A 15,402-nucleotide genomic window follows, 5' to 3' on the forward strand; every position below is an offset into this window, starting at 1 on the left:
ACGTAACAACCGGCCCGCGACAACCGCCCCGCCGCCCCCGACCGCACGAACCGGAGACCGTGACTACTACCGCCTCCCACCACCTCTCACCCGCCTTTCCCGGCCGCGCCCCCTGGGGTACGGCCAACAAGCTGCGTGCCTGGCAGCAGGGGGCGCTGGAGAAGTACGTCCAGGAGCAGCCCCGCGACTTCCTCGCCGTCGCCACGCCCGGCGCCGGCAAGACGACGTTCGCGCTGACGCTCGCGTCGTGGCTGCTGCACCACCATGTCGTGCAGCAGATCACCGTCGTCGCGCCGACCGAGCACCTGAAGAAGCAGTGGGCGGAGGCGGCGGCGCGGATAGGCATCCGGCTCGACCCGGACTACAGCGCGGGGCCGTTGAGCAAGGACTACCACGGGGTCGCCGTGACGTACGCCGGTGTCGGCGTGCGCCCCATGCTCCACCGCAACCGGTGCGAGCAGCGCAAGACCCTCGTCATCCTGGATGAGATCCACCATGCCGGTGATTCGAAGTCCTGGGGTGAGGCTTGCCTCGAAGCCTTTGATCCGGCCACCCGGCGCCTCGCCCTCACCGGTACCCCCTTCCGCTCCGACACCAATCCCATCCCCTTCGTCACGTATGAAGAAGGCAATGACGGGATTCGGCGCTCCTCCGCCGACTACACCTACGGCTACGGCAACGCCCTCGGCGACGGCGTCGTGCGGCCCGTCATCTTCCTCTCCTACAGCGGCAACATGCGCTGGCGCACCAAGGCCGGTGACGAGATCGAGGCGCGGCTCGGGGAGCCGCTGACCAAGGACGCCATCTCGCAGGCCTGGCGCACGGCGCTCGACCCGCGCGGCGACTGGATGCCGAACGTGCTGCGCGCCGCCGACCAGCGCCTCACCGAAGTCCGCAAGGGCATCCCGGACGCCGGCGCCCTCGTCATCGCCTCCGACCAGGACTCCGCCCGCGCCTACGCCAAGCTCATCCGGGAGATCACCGGCAACAAGGCCACCGTCGTCCTCTCCGACGACAACGGGGCCTCCAAGAAGATCGACGAGTTCAGCGCCAACGACTCCCGCTGGATGGTCGCCGTCCGCATGGTGTCCGAAGGCGTCGACGTTCCCCGCCTCGCCGTCGGCGTCTACGCCACCACCATCTCCACGCCCCTCTTCTTCGCCCAGGCCGTCGGCCGTTTCGTACGGTCGCGGCGGCGCGGCGAGACCGCCTCCGTCTTCGTGCCCACCATCCCCACCCTCCTCGGCTTCGCCACCGAGATGGAGGTCGAGCGCGACCACGTGCTCGACAAGCCGAAGAAGGACGGGGAAGAGGACCCGTACGCCGAAGAGGACAAGCTTCTCGCCGAGGCGGAGAAGCAGCAGGACGAGGACACCGGCGAGCAGGACATGCTCCCCTTCGAGGCCCTGGAGTCCGACGCCGTCTTCGACCGGGTCCTGTACGACGGCGCCGAGTTCGGCATGCAGGCCCACCCGGGGAGTGAGGAAGAGCAGGATTATCTCGGTATTCCTGGGCTTCTTGAACCCGATCAGGTGCAGCTGCTGCTCCAGAAGCGGCAGGCGCGGCAGATCGCGCACAGTCGGCAGAAGCCGGCCGAGCAGGCCGATCTGCTGGAGATCCCCGCCGAGCGCCGGCCCGTGGTCTCCCACAAGGAACTCCTGGAGCTGCGCAAGCAGTTGAACACGATGGTCGGCGCGTACGTCCACCAGAGCGGCAAGCCGCACGGCGTCATCCACACCGAGCTGCGGCGTGTCTGCGGCGGCCCGCCGAGCGCCGAGGCCACGGCCGGGCAGATCCGCGAGCGGATCAAGAAGGTGCAGGAGTGGGCCACCCGGATGAAGTGACGGGCCGGGGTTGACTCCCGTACGCCCAAAAGCAGTTCGTGGTGATGGCGGGGCCCGGGTGCGACTCCGGGCCCCGCCCACTTCACCCGTGGGGACGGGGGTGGAAGCGAGGGTCCGGCCCCCACGGTCGGCCCCCGCACACCTCCCAACAGTAATGGGAAGGCAAAGTCCCCCGCGCGGACCAAGGTCCCGCGCGCCCTGGACTTTGGTCCCGAACCGGGATCAAAACCCCGGCTTGTCAAAGGTCGCGCCCGGATTCTGGACGAGGGCTTCCGCTGAGCGGGACCGATCGCTACTGTCCCGCCATGCAAACGCCCCGTGGCAGCGCCGCCGCGGAGCGCAGCCGGTGCCATGGCCTGCCGGCGGCCTCTGTGCGCGTCGCCGCGGGACCGGTGTCGCGATTCCCGCAGAGAGCCGCCGACGACTCACCATAAGGAGTGGGCGTCGTGACCGCGGAGACCTCCCAGACGCTCGACCGGGGACTGCGTGTCCTCAAGCTGCTCGCCGACACCGACCACGGCCTGACCGTCACCGAGTTGTCCAACAAACTCGGCGTCAACCGGACGGTGGTCTACCGTCTGCTCGCCACACTGGAACAGCACGCCCTCGTACGACGTGACCTCGGCGGCCGCGCCCGGGTAGGACTCGGGGTCCTGCGGCTCGGCAGGCAGGTCCATCCGCTCGTACGGGAAGCGGCCCTGCCCGCGCTGCGCTCGCTCGCCGAGGACATCGGGGCGACCGCGCACCTGACCTTGGTCGACGGGTCCGACGCACTCGCCGTCGCGGTCGTCGAGCCGACCTGGACCGACTACCACGTGGCGTACCGGGCCGGGTTCCGCCACCCCCTCGACCGGGGCGCGGCGGGCCGGGCCATCCTCTCCGCCCGCCAGGCCGGCGGCCTCGTCGACCCTGGCTTCACCCTCACCCACGGCGAACTGGAGGCCGGGGCCAGCGGCGCCGCCGCGCCCCTGGTCGGGGTGACCGGCATAGAGGGAAGCGTCGGCGTGGTGATGCTCGCGGACGCGGTGCCCGAGCGGGTCGGCCCCAGAGTGGTGGACGCGGCCCGGGAGGTGGCGGACGCGCTGCGGTGAGGGCGGGGGCCGGGGCGTGTCGCGGTGATCGAGCCGAGCCCCGGTCCCGGCTCCGGTGTGAGCCGAGCCCCGGTCCCGGCTCGCACCCGGCCCCGAATCGGGCCCGCGCCCCCGGCCCCCGTAGCCGTCGGACCTCGCCCGATACATTGGATCCGTGCACCCCCGTCACTCACGCCTCCGCAACCTCGCCATCGGCTCCGCCCCCGTCGTGGCGCTGCTGGCCGTCGCCGGCTTCGCGCCGCTGCCGTTCTCGGTGGCGCAGCCGGGGCTGACCGCGAACGTGCTCGGCGACGACAATGGCACCCCGGTGATCACCATCCAGGGCAGACCGGCCCGGCACACCACCGGTGAGCTGCGCATGACGACCATCGAGGCGACCGGGCCGTCCGCCGAGGTCGGGCTCTCGGACGTCGTACGGGCGTGGTTCCGCACCGACCGGGCCGTCATGCCGCACGACTCGGTCTATCCGAGCGGCGGCAGCGACAAGCAGATCGCCGCGCACAACCAGGCCGAGATGAAGCAGTCCCAGGACAGCGCCACCGCGGCCGCCCTGAACCAGCTCCACCTCAATGCCGGCCAGGTCAAGGTCTCCCTCAACCTCGCCGACGTCGGCGGCCCCAGCGCCGGGCTGCTCTTCTCGCTCGGCATCATCGACAAGCTCGACGGCAACGGCTCCGGCGGCGAGCTCACCGGCGGCAGGGTCATCGCCGGTACGGGCACGATCGACGCCGACGGCACCGTCGGCGCGGTCGGCGGCGTCTCGCTCAAGACGCAGGCGGCCCGGCGGGACGGGGCGACCGTCTTCCTCGTACCGAAGGCCGAGTGCTCCGACGCCAAGGCCGAGCTGCCCCACGGGCTGCGGCTGATCCCCGTCACGACCCTGTCGGGCGCGGTGTCGTCCCTCAAGGCCCTGGACAAGGGCGGGGACGTCCCTAGCTGCTGACGGGGGTCTCCGAAGGTCTCAACTGCCGGTTTCCATCCGGTAGTTGTACGTCCATGGTCCGCCATACCGGGAACACCAGCGGGCTCAGTGTCGTCGCCAGATACAGCCCGCCCACCACGAGCAGCGCCGTCCGCACCCCCGCGCCGTCGACCAGGAGCCCCGCGCCGAGGCCGCCGATCGGCATCGTCGCCTCGCAGCCCGCGGTCATCGCCCCGGAGACGCGGCTGCGCAGCTCCTGCGGGACGCGTTCGTAGATCACCGTCGTCAGGATCGGGTTGAGCATCCCGCCCGCGATCCCGCCGAGCGCCATCGTCACGGCGAGCGGCAGTGTCGAACCGGTCAGCGCGGCGACGACGAAGCGGGGCGCGCCGCACAGCAGGAAGCTCGCCGTGAACACCGCGCGCCTGGGGAAGCGGTGGCCCACCACCCCGTACAGCAGCGCCCCGAGCAGGCCGCCCGCGCCGAACGCGGCGGTGAGCAGGCCGAGTTGGGTGGCACCGCCGAGTTCCTGTTCGGCGTGCACGGGCAGCAGGACCGCGTTCCAGCCCTGGTCGAGACCGTTGGTGATCATCACCATCAGGACGACCCCGAGGAGCAGCGGGGTGCGGAGCAAGTAGGCGTATCCCTCGCGGAGTTCGGCCTTGTAGGTGGCCAGGGAGACCGGCGCCGCGTCCCGTGCCGGGTCGGCCGTGCGGATGCCCCGGATCCCGAGGGCGACGAGCAGCGCGGACGCGCCGAACGTCAGCGCGTCCAGGAGCAGTACGGACTCCGCGCCCACCCACGCGATCAGCACTCCCGCCAGCGCCGCCCCCGTCATCCGCGCCCCGCGCGACACCGCGTCGAAGAGGCTCGCGGCACGGGTCAGGGTCGTACCGGCGCGCTCGGCGAGGTCGGGGACCAGGACATAGCGGGCGGTACGGCCGGGGGTGGCGGCCAGTCCTTGGAGCGCCATCAGGGCGCACAGCATCCAGAAGTGGAGCGCGCCGGCGTAGTGCAGCAGCGGGATCGCGCCGATCGCGAGCGCGCAGACCAGATCGGAGCCGACGCTCACCCGCCGCCGCCCGAGCCGGTCGATCACCGGGCCGCCGATCACCGCCGAGACGACGATCGGCAGGGTCGCGCAGAACGCCACGACCCCGGCCCGCCCGGCGCTCCCGGTGGTCTGGAGCACGAACCACGGGACGCCGATCAGCGTCAGCGAACTGCCCGCCGTGGAAATGGTGTTGGCGCTCAGCACGGCCGCCAGCGGTATCCGGCTCCCTTGAATTCCCCCGTTGTCGCCCATGGTCAGAGGCTCCTGCGCGGGAAGGCGTGCAGGTGGACGCGGACCTGTGCGGTGTCCTCGTCGTCGGAGTGCGGCAGGTCGTAGTAGCTCTCGACCAGCTTGTGCGCCTTCTCGGTCAGCTCGCGCAGCTGCTCGGCGGTGAGCCGCAGCGTGAAGTCGCTCAGGTCCGAGCTGAGGGTCCAGTCCTCGGACCAGTCCCGCGAGGTGCCCAGCCAGGTCGACAGCTCCTGGGTGTGGATGGTGGCGACCTCGTGCAGGAAGAGGTCGGCGGCGCCGCGCACCTCGGGGTCGGAGCTGGTGCGCAGGTCGTCGCGCATGCTGGTGCCGCCGTGCGCCGCCTTCCACCAGCGCTCGCGGCCCTTGCCGCGCTCGGGGTCGTCCTCGACGAAGCCGTGGGCGGCGAGCTGGCGCAGGTGGTAGCTGGTAGCCCCGCTGGACTCGCCGAGTTTCTCGGCCAGTTGGGACGCGGTGGCGGGCCCGTCGTGCCGCAGCGTGCCGAGCAGGCGGATGCGCAGGGGATGGGCCAGACCGCGAAGTGCCCGCGCGTCGAGCATGCGCTCGCGGGGCTGGGGGCTCGGGGATTCCGTCATGCCGGGACCGTAACCTTGCAAAGGAAGCATTGCAAGGGTTTCTTTGCAAGGAACCCTTTGGGCAGCCCTGCGGACGCGCGCCCGCCGCGCTGCTCACCCCTTCCGGATGAACCCCTGCTCCACCAGCCACTCCTTCGCCACGTCGTGCGGATCCCGGCCGTCCACGTCGACCTTGGCGTTGAGGTCCTGCGCCACCGCAGTCGTCAGCTTGGCGGTCACGGGGTTCAACAACTCAGCGATCACCGGGTACTTGGCGAAGGCGGCGGAATGCAGCTCCGGGGCCGCGTTGTAGTTGGGGAAGAAGTGGCGGTCGTCCGTCAGTACGTCCAGGTCCATCGCCTTGATGCGGCCGTCCGTCGTGAAGACCTCGCCCAGCAGGCAGGAGCTGGACTTCGACACCTGGGTGTAGATGATCCCGGCGTCCATCTTCTGGATGTTCCCGGCCGGGATCGACATCCCGTACGCCTTCTGCATGCCCGGCAGCCCGTCGTCCCGCGACGCGAACTCGTTCTCCACGCACACCGTCACCGCCGACGGGTCCTTCTTCGCCAGCGCGGCCACGTCGGACAACGTCTTGAGCTGGTACTTCGCGTTGTTCCGCTTGCTGATGGCCAGTGCGTACGTGTTGTTGAGCGCCGACTGCGGCAGCCAGGTCACACCGCCGCGCACATCCGCGTCCCGTACCGCCTGCCACTGCGCGTGCGGGTCGGTGATCGGCTTGCTGTTGCCGAGATACGTGATCCACGCGGTGCCCGTGTACTCGTACATCGCGTCCGCGTCGCCCTTGGTGATCGCCTCGCGCGCGCTGATCGAGCCGGGCAGGTTCGTACGGTCGACGACGTCCGCCCCGGCCGCCTTGAAGACCAGACCGGCCATCTGGCCGAGGACGATGTTCTCGCTGAAGTTCTTCGAAGTGACCGTCAGGGAGGCGCCCTTGAGGGGGTGGCCCTGGCCGATCGAGCCGGGCTTCACGTCGTCCACCATCGGCGACCCGCTCTTCAGCCCGCAGCCGGCGGGGAGGACCGCCAGCAGGACCAGAGCTCCCGCCGCCCGTCTCGTACGTACGTGATCCATCACCCCACCTCCAGCCCGCGCGGTGTCAGCGCCACCTCGGCCAGGGACGCCAGCCAGTCCACCAGGAGGGCGAGGGCGACGGTGAGGACCGATCCGAGGACCAGGACCGGCATGCGCTGGGTCTGGACGCCCGAGGTGATCAGGTCGCCGAGGCCGCCACCGCCGCCGAAGGTGGCGAGGGTGGCCGTGCCGACGTTGAGGACGAGCGCCGTGCGTACGCCCGCGAGGATCAGCGGGACGGCGAGCGGCAGTTCGACCCTGGCCAGGGTGCCGAGCGCGGACATCCCGATGCCGCGCGAGGCCTCCACCAGCTGCGGGTCGATCGCGCGCAGGCCCGCCACCGTGTTGGAGAGCACCGGCAGCACCGCGTAGATCACCATGCCGACGATCGCCGTCGACGGGCCGATCCCGAGCCAGATCACCAGCAGGGCGAGCAGTCCGATCGCCGGGGTCGCCTGGCCGATGTTGGCGACGGCCGTGACCAGCGGGGCGGCCCGGCTCAGCCCGCGCCGGGTCAGCGCGATGCCGAGCGGGATCGCGACGAGCAGCACCCAGAAGGTGGAGATCGCGGTCAGCTTCACGTGCTGCCAGAGCCGGAGTTGGACGTTTCCGTTGTCCAGGGAGTTCTTGGCGATCGAGTCCAGGTGGACGTTGGTGATCCAGAGGAAGGTGATCAGCAGGACCACGGCCAGGACCGCCGGCAGGAACACCAGTTTCTGCCAGGTGATCCGGCGGGGCGGCGGCGCGGGCGGCGGGGCCGGTTCTTCCTCCTCGTCACGGAAGGAGTGGCCCCGTACGTCGTGCTCGCCCGGCGGGCGTTCGGGTGCGGTGCTCATCCGTCCGCACCGCCGTCCGCCCCCTCCAGCTCCTGCTCGGTCAGCTGGTGGCGGGTCTCCTCCAGGTCGTGCTGGTGCTCGATGGCGGCGAGGCGGTCGGCCTCCAGGAGTTCGTGCACGGAGTTCATCAGGGTCTCCATGTCGACGACGCCGATGTACTCGCCGCGCCGCCCGGTCACCGCGACCCGCCCGCCGGAGTCGATGAGCACAGCCTCCAGGGCGTCGTGCAGGGTCGCGTCCCGGGTCACCGTGTCGTGCACCAGCTGCCCGGCCCGCGCGAGCGACCCCTTGGCGCGCATGAGGTCGCCGCGCCGCAGCCATTTGTACGGGCGTGCGCGCCGGTCCAGCATCAGGAGCTCGTTGTGGGGGCCGCTGCGGAGCTTGTTGAAGATCGACTGGAGCGGATCGTCGACGGTGACGGTCGGCACGTCGGCCATCTCCACATCCCGTACGCGCGTGAGGTTCAGGCGCTTGAGCGCGGCGCCCGCCCCGACGAATCCCGACACGAAGTCGTCGGCCGGGTTGGTGAGGATCGCCTCCGGGGTGTCGAACTGGGCGATGTGCGAACGCTCACGCAGTACGGCGATCCGATCGCCCAGCTTGATCGCCTCGTCGAAGTCATGGGTGACGAAGACGATGGTCTTGTGCAACTCGTGCTGGAGCCGGATGAGTTCGTCCTGGAGGTGGTCCCGGGTGATCGGGTCCACCGCGCCGAACGGCTCGTCCATCAGCAGCACGGGCGGATCGGCCGCCAACGCCCTTGCCACGCCCACCCGTTGCTGCTGGCCGCCGGAGAGCTGGCGCGGATAGCGGCCGTGGAACTCGCGCGGGTCGAGCCCGACCAGGTCGAGCATCTCCTCCACCCGGTCCTTCACCTTCGACTTCGACCAGCCGACCATCTTCGGCACGAGGGCGATGTTCTCGGCGACCGTCATGTGCGGGAAGAGCCCGGAGGACTGGATGGCGTAGCCGACCTTGCGGCGCAGCTTCACCGGGTCGATGCGGGTGACGTCCTCGTCGTTGATCCGGATGCGACCGGACGACGGTTCGATCAACCGATTGATCATCTTGAGCGTCGTCGACTTACCGCAGCCGGACGGCCCCACGAAGATCACGGTCTCGCCCGCCTTGATCTCCATGCTGACGTTGTCCACGGACGGGTTCGGGTTGCCCGGATAGCGCTTGGTCAGGTTCTCCAGCTCGATGGAGGCGCCGGACGTACTGGCTTCGGTGGTCTCGGACGGCTCAGGCACGGATCCCCCTGGGGATGGTCAGTCGGCCGATCAGGACGTACACGGCGTCGAAGAGCAGCGCGAGCACCACGATCCCGAGCGTGCCCGCGAGCACCTGGTTGATCGCGTTGGCGCTGCCGAGCGAGGCGATACCGCGGAAGATCTCGTTGCCGAGCCCGGGGCCCGAGGCGTACGCGGCGACCGCGGCGATGCCCATCAGCATCTGGGTCGACACCCTGATCCCGGTGAGGATCGGCGGCCAGGCCAGCGGGAGTTCGACCCGTACGAGCCGGGCGGGCCGGGACATCCCGATGCCCTTGGCCGCGTCCACCAGCGCGGGGTCCACCCCGCGCAGGCCGACGATCGCGTTGCGGACGATCGGCAGCAGCCCGTACAGCGTCAGCGAGATGACCGTGGGCGCGACCCCGAGCCCCACCAGCGGGATCAGCAGGCCGATCAGGGCGAGCGAGGGGATGGTGAGGACCGTCGAGGTGGAGGTGACGGCGAGCGTGCCCGCCCAGCCGCTGCGATACGTGAGCACGCCGATCAGGACCCCGAGCACGGTCGCGATCACCATGCACTGGAAGACGGCGCTCGCGTGCTGGAAGGCGTCGGTGAGCAGCTGCTGGTGGCGGCTGGACAGATAGCTCCAGAAGCTCACGCGCGCTCACCTCCCCTCAGCCTCTGACGGAGTCCTCCGCTGCCTGCTCCACCAGCGGGATGAACCGCAGCGGAACGGGGTTCTCCATGACGATCGCCGTGGAGGCCCGGACGATGCCATCAAAACCGACGACCCGGTCGATCACCCGCTGGAGATCGGCGTTGGAGCGGGCCACCAGACGGCAGAGCATGTCGCCGTGGCCGGTGGTGGTGTGCAGTTCCAGGACCTCCGGCACGGTGGCCAAGTGCGCCCGTACGTCGGCGCCCTGGCCCTGTTTGATCTCCAGGGTCGCGAACGCGGTGACGGGGTAGCCGAGCGCCGCCGGGTCGACGTCCGGGCCGAATCCCCGGATGACTCCATTCGACTGAAGCCGGTCGAGCCGCGCCTGGACGGTGCCGCGCGCCACCCCGAGGCGCCGGGACGCCTCAAGGACCCCGATACGCGGCTCCCTCGCCAGCAGCACGATGAGCCGCCCGTCCAGATGATCGATCGCCATGACGCCCTCCGGATGGTCATGATGTACAGAACGCCCGCTCATACTGGCCAGTCGCTGGTCAGTATGACCAGTGGATACACAAACTATTGCGCACCTTGCGGTACGGGGGGAGCCTGCCGCTATGACTGAGACCATCGATCACACGCCCGACACCGCGCGGCAGGCCGACCCCTTCCCGGTGAAGGGAATGGACGCGGTCGTCTTCGCCGTGGGCAACGCCAAGCAGGCCGCGCACTATTACTCGACCGCCTTCGGCATGAAGCTGGTCGCCTACTCCGGACCGGAGAACGGCACCCGCGAGACCGCCTCGTACGTCCTGACGAACGGCGCCGCCCGGTTCGTGTTCACCTCCGTCATCAAGGCGGCCACCGACCACGGCCGCTTCCTGGCCGACCACGTCGCCGAGCACGGTGACGGCGTCGTCGACCTGGCCATCGAGGTCCCGGACGCCCGTGCCGCGTACAAGTACGCCACCGAGCAGGGTGCGACCGGCCTCACCGAGCCGTACGAGGTCAAGGACGAGCACGGCACGGTCGTGCTGGCCGCGATCGCCACGTACGGCAAGACCCGGCACACCCTGGTCGACCGGTCCGGCTACACCGGCCCGTACCTGCCCGGCTTCGTCGCGGCCGCCCCGATCGTCGAGCCCCCGGCCAAGCGCACCTTCCAGGCCATCGACCACTGCGTGGGCAACGTCGAGCTCGGCAGGATGAACGAGTGGGTGGCGTTCTACAACAAGGTCATGGGCTTCACGAACATGAAGGAGTTCGTGGGCGACGACATCGCGACGGAGTACTCGGCGCTGATGTCGAAGGTGGTGGCCGACGGGACCCTGAAGGTGAAGTTCCCGATCAACGAGCCGGCCATCGCCAAGAAGAAGTCCCAGATCGACGAGTACCTGGAGTTCTACGGCGGCGCGGGCGTCCAGCACATCGCGCTCGCCACGAACGACATCGTCGCGACCGTGCGTGCGATGCGGGCCGCGGGTGTGGCGTTCCTGGACACCCCGGACTCGTACTACGACACGCTCGGCGAGTGGGCGGGCGAGACCCGCGTGCCCGTCGAGACCCTGCGCGAGCTGAAGATCCTCGTCGACCGCGACGAGGACGGCTACCTTCTCCAGATCTTCACCAAGCCGGTCCAGGACCGCCCGACGGTCTTCTTCGAGATGATCGAACGCCATGGTTCGATGGGCTTCGGAAAGGGCAACTTCAAGGCGCTCTTCGAGGCGATCGAGCGGGAGCAGGAGAAGCGCGGGAACCTGTGACCCGTAACTTGCCCTGCGCTTACGGTACTTGAGTTACGGTCAAGACCCTGCGGCCCCCACGGACCTGACCCGTGGGGGTCGCAGTACGTCTGCGGGCGATTGCGCCTGCGGCGGGCGCTTCCCCACCCCACCCCTTCCCGAAAGCCTCCGGCGGGTGTCGTTTCGGCTGGCCGCCGGTGGGAGCTTGTCGCGCAGTTCCCCGCGCCCCTTGATGGGCCCTTCGGGCCCTCCTAGGGGCGCGGGGCTGTATCGATTTGCGGCTCCGCCGCGTGGGCGCGAGCGACCCAGGGCACGGTCCGCGGCCGCCCAGATCCCTCGGAGAGTTTCGGGAAGGGGCGGGGTGGGGGAATTCAGGGCTTGCGCCTGGAGGGCTTGCCCGGTGCCGTCGGCTTCTGCGAGCTCGATCCCGAGCCCGTGTTGCCCGACGCAGACGATCCCGACGACCCCGACGGCGCATCCGGCACGGACCCGTACATGTCCTTCGGCCCACCCTCCGGCAAATCCCCCAGCGCCTCCAGCGCTTCGCGCGCCTTCGGCGCCGCCAGGGCCGAGAAGTACGGGTTGGTGCGCAGGGACTCGTCCAGGTCGCGGCGGGCCGGGCCCGACTGGCCCAAGTCGCGCTCCATCAGGCCCCGGTGGTACGAGGACGCGGCCGTGCGCGCGCCCTTCTCCGCCGCCTTCTTCGCGTACCCCAGCGCCTCCTCCACGTCCCCGGAACGGTACAGCGCCCACCCCAGCGCATCCGCCACCGCCGCACTCGGCGCGCGCTTCCACTCGGCCCGCAGCCGCTCCACCGCCGCCTCGGGCGAGCCGTGGTCGGTCTCGAAGCGGGCGAGGACGAGCGTGTCGCTCACGCCGTGCCCGTCGTCGGCGGCGGCCCGGACGCGCAGCCGCTCGTACTGGGCGCGGGCATCGGCGCCGAGCCCCTGCGACTCGTACAACTCGCCCAGTTCCAGGATGTATTCGGGCCGGGGCAGCCGGGCCACCGCCGTCGCGTAGTCGTGCCGCGCGGCCACGGCGCGGCCGAGCGCGAGCTCCGCGCGGGCCTTGCCGGCCAGTGCGGAGGTCGCACCCGGATCCGTGCGCAGCGCCGCCTCGTACTGCGCCAGCGCCTCAGCGGGCTCGCCCCGGTCCCACGCCAGGTCCCCCAACTCCCGCAGGCAGTCCGCCTTCTGGACCGGCGTCGAGGCGTACGCGGCGGCCTCGGCCAGCGACGCGGCCGCGTCCTCCCGCCACCCCCGCTCCCGGTACACCGCGCCCGCCTCGGCCAGCGCCAGCGACCCGCCGCGCAGATCGAGCAGCTGCTCCACCGACTTGCTCGCGGCCTTCAGATCGCCGACGCCCGTGTACGCCTCGATCAGCACCGGATACACCGCCCACCGCTTCGGATTCCGCCGCTGCACCGCCTCGGCGAGCGTGCGCGCGCCCGCGTAGTCGTGCCGTGCGTTGGCGAGCGCGGCGAGGCCCGTCTGCGCGTCGAGGTTGCCCTTCGCGGCCGTGCGCACCGCGAGCGAGCGGCGCAGCGCCCACTCGGCGCGCGGGTAGTACGAGGAGTCCGCGCCCCGCAGTCCGCGCCCCAGGTAGGCGGAGCCGAGCACGGCCCAGGAGGCGTCGTCGGCGGGATGGGTGCGCACCCACGCCCGCCGGTCCGCGATCAGCGCCGTCAGATCGGCGGCCGCGGCGGGCATTCCCGCGCCGACCGCGGTGAGCGCCCGCGCGGCCGGTCCGGGGGCGGGCGGCGGCGCGTCCGCGCGGCCGGCGGCCAGGCGCGGCAGGACCACCAGGACCCCGGCGGTCAGCAGCGCGGCCACCGCCGCGCCGATCATGGTGCGCCGCGCGGACCTGCCCGGCGGCGGCGCGGCGGGCTCCAGCGGCGTCGGCCTCGGGGGCGGCGGCAGCGTCAGGGTCCGCGTGCTCGGCGGCCATTCCTGTTCGGTCTCCATGCCGATCACTGTGCGTCCATACGAAGAGCACATCCGGCGTGCGCCCGCCGGACCACGCGGGGTTCACACCGATGGCCCCGGGTGCCAGGCTGGGATCATGAACGCTGGAGCCGAGCCCGTCGCGTCCCAGGACCTTCTCGTACGGCTGCGCGCGGGTCTGCCCGCCGACGTGGTGATCACCGACCCGGACGTCACCGCCTCGTACGCCCACGACATGGCGAGCTTCTGCGCCGCCGGTGCCCCGGCCGTGGTCGTGCTGCCGCGCACGGTCGAGCAGGTGCAGCACATCATGCGCACCGCCACCGAGCTGCGCGTCCCGGTGGTGCCACAGGGCGCCCGCACCGGGCTTTCGGGCGGCGCCAACGCCTCCGAGGGCTGCATCGTGCTGTCCCTGGTCCGGATGGACCGCATCCTGGAGATCAGCCCGGTCGACCGGGTCGCGGTCGTCGAGCCGGGCGTCGTCAACGCCGTGCTCTCCCGGAAAGTCATGGAACACGGGCTCTACTACCCGCCGGATCCCTCCAGTTGGGAGCAGTGCACCATCGGCGGCAACATCGGCACCGCGTCCGGCGGCCTGTGCTGTGTGAAGTACGGGGTGACCGCCGAGTACGTGCTCGGTCTGGACGTCGTCCTCGCCGACGGACGCCTCCTGGAGACCGGCCGCCGCACCGCGAAGGGCGTCGCCGGATACGACCTGACCCGGCTCTTCGTCGGGTCCGAGGGCAGCCTCGGGATCGTCGTGAAGGCCGTCCTCGCGCTGAAGCCCGCGCCGCCCGAACAGCTCGCGCTCGCCGCCGAGTTCCCCTCCGTGGCCGCCGCCTGCGACGCGGTCTGCGCGATCATGGAGCGCGGCCATACGCCGTCGCTGCTCGAACTCATGGACCGTACGACCGTGCGGGCCGTCAACCGCACGGCGCACATGGGTCTGCCGGAGAGCACCGAGGCGCTGCTGCTCTGCGCCTTCGACACCCCGGACCCGGCCGCCGACCTGGCCGCCGTCGGGGAGCTATGCACCGCCGCCGGGGCCACCGAGGTGGTGCCCGCCGAGTCGGCCGCCGAGTCCGAACTCCTGCTCCAGGCACGGCGGTTGGCGCTCACGGCGCTGGAGACCATCAAGCCCGCCACGATGATCGACGACGTCTGCGTACCGCGCTCCCGGCTCGCCGCGATGCTGGACGGCACCTCGGCCATCGCCGCCAAGTACGACCTGACCATCGGCGTCTGCGCACACGCGGGCGACGGCAACACCCACCCGGTCGTCTGCTTCGACGCCGCCGACGAGGACGAGTCGCGCCGCGCCCGTGAGTCCTTCGACGAGATCATGGCGCTCGGTCTGGAACTCGGCGGCACGATCACCGGCGAGCACGGCGTGGGCGTGCTCAAGAAGGAGTGGCTGGCGCGCGAACTCGGGCCGGTGGGCGTGGAGATGCAGCGCGCGGTGAAGCACACCTTTGACCCGCTGGGTCTGCTGAACCCGGGCAAACTGTTCTGAACAACCGTTACGGCAGTGTGCGCCCGCGTCACGCACCCTCCTCCGGCCGGGACTCGTCCGAGGGCCACGGGTCGTTGAGGTACAGCTCCTCGGCGCGGCTGCGGCCCGTCGTCGGCGCGAGCAGCTCGGCCAGGCCGTCGTCGATGCCGAGCTGCTCGGTCTCGGAGCCCGGCGGGACCACCCGAAGGGTGCGCTCCAGCCATGCCGACACCTGCGCGGACGGCGCTTCCAGCAGCGCGTCCCCGTCCGGCGAGCTCAGCGCGACCAGGATCACGCTGCGCCCGTCCACCTTCGTCGGCCAGATCCGCACATCGCCGTGACCGCACGGCCGGAACACCCCCTCGACCAGGAGCTCCCGGGCGAACGTCCAGTTCACCGGGTGATCGGAGCCGATGTGGAAGGTGATGTGCACGGCGTACGGGTCGTCGGTGCGATAGGCCAGCCGGGCCGGCACCGGGACGCTGCGCTCGGGCGACAGGACGAGTTTGAGCTCCAGCTCGCGTTCGACCACGGTGTGCATGACATGTGTCCTTTCCTCGTACGGGCCCGGGAGCGGGCCGCACAAGGAGGGAGCGGGGTCGTACGCGACTATGACGCGACTTCGGGTGACTTTTTTCGGCGGGATTTCCCGTTCGTCCGATGACCGAA

Annotated in this window: 14 protein-coding genes; 5 read left to right on the forward strand and 9 right to left on the reverse strand. The window is 70.8% G+C overall.

What is annotated here, in order from left to right:
• Nucleotides 1-59 precede the first annotated feature (59 nt).
• From ACT1U9_RS19535 to ACT1U9_RS19545, 3 genes are all read left to right on the forward strand, one after another.
• Nucleotides 60-1,844, forward strand: a complete 1,785-nt coding sequence (locus ACT1U9_RS19535) for a DEAD/DEAH box helicase (protein ID WP_444533993.1) — start codon at nt 60-62, stop codon at nt 1,842-1,844.
• Between the two features lie 446 nt (nt 1,845-2,290).
• Nucleotides 2,291-2,935 (forward strand): IclR family transcriptional regulator, encoded by a 645-nt coding sequence (locus tag ACT1U9_RS19540; RefSeq protein ID WP_444533994.1) that lies wholly within the window; start codon nt 2,291-2,293, stop codon nt 2,933-2,935.
• Between the two features lie 154 nt (nt 2,936-3,089).
• Nucleotides 3,090-3,878, forward strand: coding sequence for a YlbL family protein (locus ACT1U9_RS19545; protein WP_444533995.1), 789 nt, complete (start codon nt 3,090-3,092; stop codon nt 3,876-3,878).
• On the opposite strand, the gene ACT1U9_RS19550 is transcribed toward ACT1U9_RS19545, so the two are convergent.
• From ACT1U9_RS19550 to ACT1U9_RS19580, 7 genes are all read right to left on the reverse strand, one after another.
• Entirely contained in the window at nt 3,868-5,163 is a 1,296-nt protein-coding gene (locus ACT1U9_RS19550) for an MFS transporter (RefSeq protein ID WP_444533996.1), read from the reverse strand. The genes ACT1U9_RS19545 and ACT1U9_RS19550 overlap by 11 nt on opposite strands.
• Nucleotides 5,164-5,165: 2 nt before the next feature.
• Entirely contained in the window at nt 5,166-5,753 is a 588-nt protein-coding gene (locus ACT1U9_RS19555) for an ArsR/SmtB family transcription factor (RefSeq protein ID WP_444533997.1), read from the reverse strand.
• Between the two features lie 93 nt (nt 5,754-5,846).
• Nucleotides 5,847-6,827: a glycine betaine ABC transporter substrate-binding protein gene (locus tag ACT1U9_RS19560; protein ID WP_444533998.1), complete on the reverse strand. Its 981-nt coding sequence runs from the start codon at nt 6,825-6,827 to the stop codon at nt 5,847-5,849.
• Complete coding sequence (locus ACT1U9_RS19565; protein ID WP_444533999.1) at nt 6,827-7,663, reverse strand: ABC transporter permease; 837 nt, start codon at nt 7,661-7,663, stop codon at nt 6,827-6,829. Before ACT1U9_RS19565 ends, ACT1U9_RS19560 begins: the two co-directional genes overlap by 1 nt.
• Nucleotides 7,660-8,916 carry a betaine/proline/choline family ABC transporter ATP-binding protein gene (locus ACT1U9_RS19570; protein ID WP_444534000.1) on the reverse strand — a complete coding sequence of 419 codons (1,257 nt, stop codon included), beginning with the start codon at nt 8,914-8,916 and terminating at the stop codon, nt 7,660-7,662. The genes ACT1U9_RS19565 and ACT1U9_RS19570 overlap by 4 nt, the downstream gene beginning before the upstream one ends.
• Nucleotides 8,909-9,556, reverse strand: coding sequence for an ABC transporter permease (locus tag ACT1U9_RS19575; RefSeq protein WP_444534001.1), 648 nt, complete (start codon nt 9,554-9,556; stop codon nt 8,909-8,911). The genes ACT1U9_RS19570 and ACT1U9_RS19575 overlap by 8 nt, the downstream gene beginning before the upstream one ends.
• Nucleotides 9,557-9,572: 16 nt before the next feature.
• On the reverse strand, nt 9,573-10,052 hold the full coding sequence (locus ACT1U9_RS19580; RefSeq protein WP_188273919.1) for an Lrp/AsnC family transcriptional regulator: 480 nt from the start codon (nt 10,050-10,052) through the stop codon (nt 9,573-9,575).
• 121 nt (nt 10,053-10,173) lie between these two features.
• On the opposite strand from ACT1U9_RS19580, the gene hppD reads away from it, so the two are divergent.
• The gene (gene hppD / locus ACT1U9_RS19585) at nt 10,174-11,319 is read left to right on the forward strand and encodes a 4-hydroxyphenylpyruvate dioxygenase (protein ID WP_444534002.1); all 1,146 of its coding nucleotides are present in this window, start codon (nt 10,174-10,176) and stop codon (nt 11,317-11,319) included.
• Between the two features lie 350 nt (nt 11,320-11,669).
• Here the strand turns inward: hppD and ACT1U9_RS19590 are convergent, their stop codons facing one another.
• Nucleotides 11,670-13,262, reverse strand: coding sequence for a tetratricopeptide repeat protein (locus ACT1U9_RS19590; RefSeq protein WP_444534003.1), 1,593 nt, complete (start codon nt 13,260-13,262; stop codon nt 11,670-11,672).
• A gap of 97 nt (nt 13,263-13,359) precedes the next feature.
• On the opposite strand from ACT1U9_RS19590, the gene ACT1U9_RS19595 reads away from it, so the two are divergent.
• The gene (locus tag ACT1U9_RS19595) at nt 13,360-14,754 is read left to right on the forward strand and encodes an FAD-binding oxidoreductase (RefSeq protein WP_444534004.1); all 1,395 of its coding nucleotides are present in this window, start codon (nt 13,360-13,362) and stop codon (nt 14,752-14,754) included.
• 28 nt (nt 14,755-14,782) lie between these two features.
• On the opposite strand, the gene ACT1U9_RS19600 is transcribed toward ACT1U9_RS19595, so the two are convergent.
• A complete protein-coding gene (locus ACT1U9_RS19600) occupies nt 14,783-15,274 on the reverse strand; it encodes an SsgA family sporulation/cell division regulator (RefSeq protein ID WP_444534005.1) in 492 nt (163 codons plus the stop codon).
• Nucleotides 15,275-15,402: the final 128 nt, after the last annotated feature.

Origin of the sequence: Streptomyces sp. BR1 (genome assembly GCF_052373795.1) — a bacterium.
In the GTDB taxonomy this organism is placed as follows: domain Bacteria; phylum Actinomycetota; class Actinomycetes; order Streptomycetales; family Streptomycetaceae; genus Streptomyces.

Coding starts and splice junctions, on each gene's coding strand:
- ACT1U9_RS19550 (WP_444533996.1), bottom strand. CDS start 5,163: ATGGGCGACAACGGGGGAATTCAAGGGAGCCGGATACCGCTGGCGGCC.
- ACT1U9_RS19555 (WP_444533997.1), bottom strand. CDS start 5,753: ATGACGGAATCCCCGAGCCCCCAGCCCCGCGAGCGCATGCTCGACGCG.
- ACT1U9_RS19560 (WP_444533998.1), bottom strand. CDS start 6,827: ATGGATCACGTACGTACGAGACGGGCGGCGGGAGCTCTGGTCCTGCTG.
- ACT1U9_RS19565 (WP_444533999.1), bottom strand. CDS start 7,663: ATGAGCACCGCACCCGAACGCCCGCCGGGCGAGCACGACGTACGGGGC.
- ACT1U9_RS19580 (WP_188273919.1), bottom strand. CDS start 10,052: ATGGCGATCGATCATCTGGACGGGCGGCTCATCGTGCTGCTGGCGAGG.
- hppD (WP_444534002.1), top strand. CDS start 10,174: ATGACTGAGACCATCGATCACACGCCCGACACCGCGCGGCAGGCCGAC.
- ACT1U9_RS19590 (WP_444534003.1), bottom strand. CDS start 13,262: ATGGAGACCGAACAGGAATGGCCGCCGAGCACGCGGACCCTGACGCTG.
- ACT1U9_RS19595 (WP_444534004.1), top strand. CDS start 13,360: ATGAACGCTGGAGCCGAGCCCGTCGCGTCCCAGGACCTTCTCGTACGG.
- ACT1U9_RS19600 (WP_444534005.1), bottom strand. CDS start 15,274: ATGCACACCGTGGTCGAACGCGAGCTGGAGCTCAAACTCGTCCTGTCG.